General features: G+C 71.7%; 6 protein-coding genes and 1 tRNA gene. 5 read left to right on the top strand and 2 right to left on the bottom strand.

Annotation, left to right across the window (positions count from 1 at the left end):
- The coding region (locus tag BM085_RS43680) for a hypothetical protein (RefSeq protein ID WP_177245404.1) at positions 1-214 on the bottom strand (214 nt) is incomplete at its 3' end.
- Between the two features lie 90 nt (positions 215-304).
- Positions 305-643: a hypothetical protein gene (locus tag BM085_RS43675; RefSeq protein WP_143121174.1), complete on the bottom strand. Its 339-nt coding sequence runs from the start codon at positions 641-643 to the stop codon at positions 305-307.
- 153 nt (positions 644-796) lie between these two features.
- On the opposite strand from BM085_RS43675, the gene BM085_RS33695 reads away from it, so the two are divergent.
- The 5 genes from BM085_RS33695 to BM085_RS33675 all read left to right on the top strand — a co-directional run bounded on the left by BM085_RS33695 (position 797) and on the right by BM085_RS33675 (position 5901).
- Positions 797-2515: a serine/threonine-protein kinase gene (locus tag BM085_RS33695; protein ID WP_093890858.1), complete on the top strand. Its 1719-nt coding sequence runs from the start codon at positions 797-799 to the stop codon at positions 2513-2515.
- A 20-nt stretch (positions 2516-2535) separates the two neighbouring features.
- Complete coding sequence (locus BM085_RS33690) at positions 2536-3930, top strand: protein kinase family protein (RefSeq protein ID WP_093890857.1); 1395 nt, start codon at positions 2536-2538, stop codon at positions 3928-3930.
- 58 nt (positions 3931-3988) lie between these two features.
- Positions 3989-5128 carry a DUF2510 domain-containing protein gene (locus tag BM085_RS33685; protein WP_093890856.1) on the top strand — a complete coding sequence of 380 codons (1140 nt, stop codon included), beginning with the start codon at positions 3989-3991 and terminating at the stop codon, positions 5126-5128.
- Positions 5129-5150: 22 nt separating this feature from the next.
- Positions 5151-5753 (top strand): oligoribonuclease, encoded by a 603-nt coding sequence (gene orn / locus BM085_RS33680; protein WP_093890855.1) that lies wholly within the window; start codon positions 5151-5153, stop codon positions 5751-5753.
- Between the two features lie 72 nt (positions 5754-5825).
- Positions 5826-5901: transfer RNA gene (locus BM085_RS33675), tRNA-His, on the top strand.
- The last annotated feature ends 99 nt before the right edge of the window (positions 5902-6000 follow it).

The following is a 6000-nucleotide window of genomic DNA, read 5'->3' as shown; positions in this document are numbered from 1 at the left end:
GGCCCCCCTCCCCCGCGCCCACTCCCACGCCCACACCGACCCCCACGCCCACTCCCACGCCCACACCGACTCCCACACCGACTCCCACGCCCACCCCGCCTCGCACCCCCACCCCCACTCCCACCCCGCCCGCGCCGGAGGTGCGGCGGGTGGAGATGCTGCGGGCCGGCGTCAACGCGCGCGGTGCGGCCGTGGCCTCGATCGCGGTGGACACCGGTGATCCCCGGCAGGTGCGCCTCCGTGTGGTCTTCCGGGTGGGCCAGGCGGCACAGCAGGTGACCGTGCCGCTGTCCGGAGAGACGAGCTACACGCGGACGGTCAGGTTCACCTTCCCCAGGGTGCCCTGCGGGTCGACCTGGAGCGTGACGGCGACGAGCGCCCCGCCGGGCGGCGCCGCCCGCGCGAGCGGCAGAACCGCCCCGTGCCCCGAGCCGACGCCCGGTCCGACACGGACCCCCATGCCGACGCAGACCCCCCGCCCGACGCAGACCCCCAGCCCGACGGCCACGGAGGAGGAGCCCGGACCGGGCCGGGAGCCGGAGGAGCCGTCGGAGACCGTCGAGCCGCCCCCCGGGACGCCCCGGACGGACCGGCCCGCCCCTCCTGCGGACTCCGCTCCGGGAGAGAACCCCGATCCGTCCACGGAGGACGCCGAGGGGCCGGCCTCATCGGACGATCACTGATCATTCCGACGGCATTAGACCGTTTAGCGATTGATGAGCAGAAATTGATGATCTATCGCTAAGCTACGGTCCGTCTGTTATGGGTGGGGGCCCAGACATCTGAGGAGACCGTTATGTACGGCATGCCATCAGCCTGGCGAGTCCCCGGTTATACCGAGATTCGCGAGTTGGGTGCGGGCGCCGCCGGGCGCGTGGTGATGGCACGGCATGACGCCGATGACATCCTGGTAGCGATCAAATACCTGTCCGACGAGCTCAGGAGCGACGTCGGGTTCGTGGCGCGGTTCCGGCACGAGGCACGGGTGCTCAACACCCTGGACAGCCCTCATGCCGTCCGGCTGTACGACTACGTCGAGACCGGCGAGGGCGCGGCCATCGTCATGGAGCTGGTGGACGGCGTCGCCCTGCGCGCGATCCTCCGCTCGGAGGGACCGACCGGCCCCGAGGCCGCGCTGCTCGTGCTCAAGGGCGCCCTGCTCGGGCTGGCGACCGCGCACACGGCGGGCATCGTGCACCGCGACTTCAAGCCAGAGAACGTGATGGTCGAGGCCGACGGCACGAGCAGGCTCGTCGACTTCGGCATCGCGGTCCGCTCCGGCGACGGGGACACCCCCGCGGGCACGCCGCCCTACATGGCCCCCGAGCAGTGGACCGGCTCCCCGGCGGGGCCGTCCACCGACGTCTACGCCGCCACCATCGTGTTCTTCGAGTGCCTGACGGGCACCCGGCCCTTCCGCGCGACGAACATCGCCGCGCTGGCCAGACAGCACCAGGCCATGCCCCCGCCCGTCGAGGAGGTGCCGGCGGCGCTGCAGGGGCTGGTCGAGCGGGGCATGGCCAAGCATCCGGCGGACCGGCCGCCGACCGCCACCGCCTTCCTCACCGAGCTGGAGGCGGTCGCCGCCGACGCCTACGGGCCCGACTGGCAGGAGCGCGGCCGCCGCCGCCTGGCCGGCCTCATCGGGATCATGGCCTCGCTGCTCCCCCTGGAGATGCAGAAGCCCGAGACCAGCACCTCCCTGGCCGAGACGGAGATCGGCGGGCGCGCCGCCAGGTCCACGATCAGCAAAACGTCCCTGCTGGGCAAGACGGGCGTCAAGGTCCTGATCGGCATCGGGTGCATCGCGGTGATCAGCGGCGTGAGCGCGGTGCTGGTCAACTCCGGCGACAGCACCCCGATCCGGGCGGGCTCGGTCACCACGCAGACCCCGACGGCCTCCTCGGAGCCGGTGGAGTCGGTCATCCCGGCCGAAGAGACCGACGAGCCCACCGGGGAACCGTCGCAGGAGCCGTCGGCGGAGCCCACCGCCACGCCGACGCAGACCACGAGCCCCAGCGCCGGGCCGCCGACGGCCGCGCCCACCCGGCAGCCGACCGCGACGCCCAAGCCGTCGCCGTCGCCGTCGCGGACCAGGAAGCCGACGAGGAAGCCGACCACGTCGTCCTCGCCGACTCCCTCGGCCGAGGAGAGCTCCACTCTCGACGGCGCGAACGATCCTCCGTCGAAGAGCCCGTCGCCGAAGCCGACCCCCACCCAGACGACCGCACCCACCCAGACGACGCGGCCCAGCCAGACGCCCAAGCCCAGCCAGACGACCACGGCCTCCCCCTCCGACACGCCGACCACCACCACCGAACCGACGCCGACGAGGAGCGGCGGCGAGCAGACCCCCACCGATGGGGGGTCGCCGAGCCTGACCTCCTCGCCCGCGCCGCCGATCGAGACGGTTCCCTCGGCGCTCCTCGCCTTCGGGCTGGTGACGAGTGGCGCGGTCCCGTTCACACTCGCGGTGAAGCGCGAAATGACAGGACGGCACCGGAGGCGGCGGTAGATGGCGACACGGGAACCATCGTGAACACCGACCGGGGAGGTCTGGCCGGATTCCGGCTGACCCACCGGACCTGGACCGACGAGCTGGGAACCTGGTCGTCGGCGGTCGCCGCCGACGGCCGGCCCGCGGGCGCGCTCAGCTTCGACCCACGGCTGATCGGCGATCCCGCGACACGTGAACGCCTGGTCGGGGCCGTGGTCGCCGACCGGAGGCTGACCCAGGCCGGTGTGACCGGGCTGGTCCCGATCGCCGACCTGATCGCGGCGCAGGGCGAGGTCTGGCTGCTCACCGCGGAGCCGGTCAACCCGACCGTGGCCGACCTGCTGTCCGAGACGCCCGGCGTTCCCCGGCCCGACGCGGGCAGCGCGGCCGGCGTCCTGGTGGAGATCGCGCAGACGCTGCTGGCGGTGCACGCCGCCGGGCTCGCCCACGGGGCCCTGCACCCCGGCACCGTGGTGATCGCCGCGGACGGTTCCGCGCGGCTCGCCGAGCGCGGGCTGGCCGACGCGATACACGGCCGTCCCCCCGCCCCGGAACGTGATGTCGCGGCCTGGTCCTCGCTCGCCAGAGGCCTGGCCGCGAGCTGGGCCGCGTCCTCGCCGGGGGCGGCCGGGCTGTTCGAACGGGCGGCGGCGACCGCCTCCACGCACGGACTCGCCCCGGCCCGCGACGCCCTGCTCGCCGGGCGCGACCTGCTGCCGCCGGGGTTCGACACCCGGGACAGGCTGCTGGAGACCCTGCACCTGTGGACGGCACACGACGCGCGGACCCGGGGCGGACGGCCGGCACCGGCACCGGCGTTGCCCGCTCCGGACGAGGGCGACATCGTCACGCTGCTGCACGTGCCGAGGAGCGGCGAGAGCCGTACCGAGGACGTGGTGATGCGGTTCGGTCCCGGCGTGCCCGTGGAGACCACCGCCGCCCAGCTCTGGCGGGCCGGCCGGGACCAGCAGCAGACCGAGCCCCCCTCCGACAGGCTCCGGGTGCTGGGCGCCCCGGCCAGGCGGCGCCGTCGCCGTACGGCCGTCTCCTCGGTGATCCTCGCGCTGATGGTCGTGGCCGCCCTGGTGGCCTGGCTGCTCCGCTCCTCGGCGGTCCCGCTGGCGGTGACGGAGCTGGACGTGGTCGCGCCGAAGAAGACACAGGGGTGCGGCGCGACCGTCAAGATCAAAGGTCTGCTCACCACCAACGGCTCGGCCGGAGAGATCCGCTACCAGTGGAAGCGGAGCGACCGGAAGGAGACGATCGAGCAGACCGACACCGTGGCGTCCGGGAAGACCTCGCACGAGGTGATCCTCCAGTGGTCGGTCAAGGGGGAGGGGAGCTTCAAGGGAACGGCGACTCTCCGGCTGCTCTCTCCCCTGCCTGAGGGCAGGAAGCTCCAGGACAAGGCGTCTTTTAACTTTAAATGTTGATAAGCGACCATCAAGGTCCACAATGCACGGCAAACCGGTTCTTACTACTCTGGCGGCCATGACCACGCAGACCCCCTCCGGCTGGTATCCCGATCCCTACGGTTCACCACAGTTGCGATGGTGGGACGGCAACCAGTGGACCGACGCCACCCATCCGGCGGACGCCCTCGCCGGACAGGCCACGCACCAGACGCCGCATACCGGGCCGTCACCCCAGCAGGCCGGGCCGCCGCCCGGGGGGACGGGCCCGTGGAACCAGCCGGCGGGGCCGCCGTCCGGGGCCACGGGGCCGTGGAACCAGCCCACCGCCCCGCCCCAGGGGCCGGGGACACCGCAGGGGGAGCAGCCGCAGTGGGGTTCCGCTCCCCCGCACGGGACCACGATGCAGCTGCCCGTGGGCGGGTACGGCCTCCCGGCCGGGGCGCCCCCGCGCCGGAGCAGCCCCTGGCCGTGGATCCTGGGCGGCGGCGGAGTGGTGATCGCGATCATCGGGATCGTGGTCGCCGCCATGTTCCTGTTCGATCCCAGGGGCCGGCTGGTCGCCGGCGACCCCACCCCCGCCCCGGAGGCGACCACGCAGGAACCGACCTTCCAGCCCACGCCCGATCCGTCGGCTTCGCCGTCCCCCGAGCGGTCGGACGGCGCCGCCCCGCTGCCGCAGCCGGAGGGCGGCCGTCTCAAGGACCCCGTGACCGGCCTGTCCTACGAGTTCCCGGGGGCCCCGTGGAGGGTGCCCGAGAGCATCGGCGGCGGCCCGCTCGAGTTCCTGTGGACCAGCGCGGCCCTGGCGGTCTCCCAGGAGAACTACGACGGTCAGGGCGGCAACTGGAGCGGCAACATCTTCGTCGGCGAGCTTCCCGACAAGTTCGGCTACGACGGGGTCCCGAGCATGCGGGCGACCGCCGCGACGCTGCTGCACGCGACCGAGCAGAACTTCTACAGCCCCACCCACGGGCGGAAGATCGTGCAGGACAAGGCCATCAAGGTGGACGGCAAGGACGCGTGGCTGCTCATGTTCGACCTGGACTTCACCAAGGAGTCCACGGCCAACGGCTGGAAATGGAAGAAGGAACGGGGCGCCTTCGTGATCGTGGACCGGGGAACGGGCGCGCGTCCGGGGCTGGTGTACGTGTCCGTGCCCGACAACTTGGACGTCTCGGTGGTCGGCCGGGTGCTCGACTCGCTCAAGCTCTCCTGAAGGGAGTACTACCCTGAAGGCTATGAGTGACCTGCTGGTCTGGATCGACTGTGAGATGACCGGGCTCGACCTCGGCCGGGACGCGCTTGTCGAGGTGGCCTGCGTGGTCACCGACGGTGAGCTGAACCAGCTTGACGAGGGTGTGGACGTGGTCATCAAGCCTCCGCCCGAGGCACTGGAGCAGATGTCGGAGGTGGTCCGGGAGATGCACACCGCCTCCGGCCTGCTGGAGGTGCTGGGCGGCGGTGTCACGCTGGCCGAGGCCGAGGCCCTGGTGCTCGAATACATCAAGAGCCACATCCCGGAGCCGAAGAAGGCTCCGCTGTGCGGCAACTCCATCTCCACCGACCGCTCGTTCATCGCGCGTGACATGCCGGCCGTGGACACGTTCCTGCACTACCGCATGATCGACGTGTCCTCGGTGAAGGAGCTCGCCCGCCGGTGGTACCCACGGGTCTACTTCGCCTCGCCCGAGAAACAGGGCGGTCATCGGGCTCTGGCCGACATCACCGAGAGCATCCGTGAGCTGCGTTACTACCGCGCGGCGGTCTTCGTGGCCCAGCCGGGCCCGGATTCCGCCACCGCCCGCAAGCTGGCCGAGGGCGTCTCCACCCGCGCCACCTGATCCGCCGGAAACCTGGTGCGAAACGACTCCCAGAAACCGCTACACTTTTCATGTGCTGCTGCGGCGGACATGGTGGGCGTAGCTCAGTTGGCAGAGCGCTAGGTTGTGGTCCTAGATGCCGGGGGTTCAAGTCCCCTCGCTCACCCCAGAAGAACGGCCGGTCCTACGGGACCGGCCGTTCTGTTTTTCCTCACTTTCGACTTACCCACCAAAAATGGATATTGCGGGTTATGCTCGCTGCTATCGC

It is taken from the genome of Streptosporangium canum (assembly GCF_900113865.1).
Classification (GTDB): Bacteria; Actinomycetota; Actinomycetes; order Streptosporangiales; family Streptosporangiaceae; genus Streptosporangium; species Streptosporangium canum.
The sequence above is the reverse complement of the archived record's forward strand: the minus strand, read 5'-3'. Positions and strand labels throughout refer to the sequence as shown.

Coding starts and splice junctions, on each gene's coding strand:
- BM085_RS33695 (WP_093890858.1), top strand. CDS start 797: ATGTACGGCATGCCATCAGCCTGGCGAGTCCCCGGTTATACCGAGATT.
- orn (WP_093890855.1), top strand. CDS start 5,151: ATGAGTGACCTGCTGGTCTGGATCGACTGTGAGATGACCGGGCTCGAC.
- BM085_RS33685 (WP_093890856.1), top strand. CDS start 3,989: ATGACCACGCAGACCCCCTCCGGCTGGTATCCCGATCCCTACGGTTCA.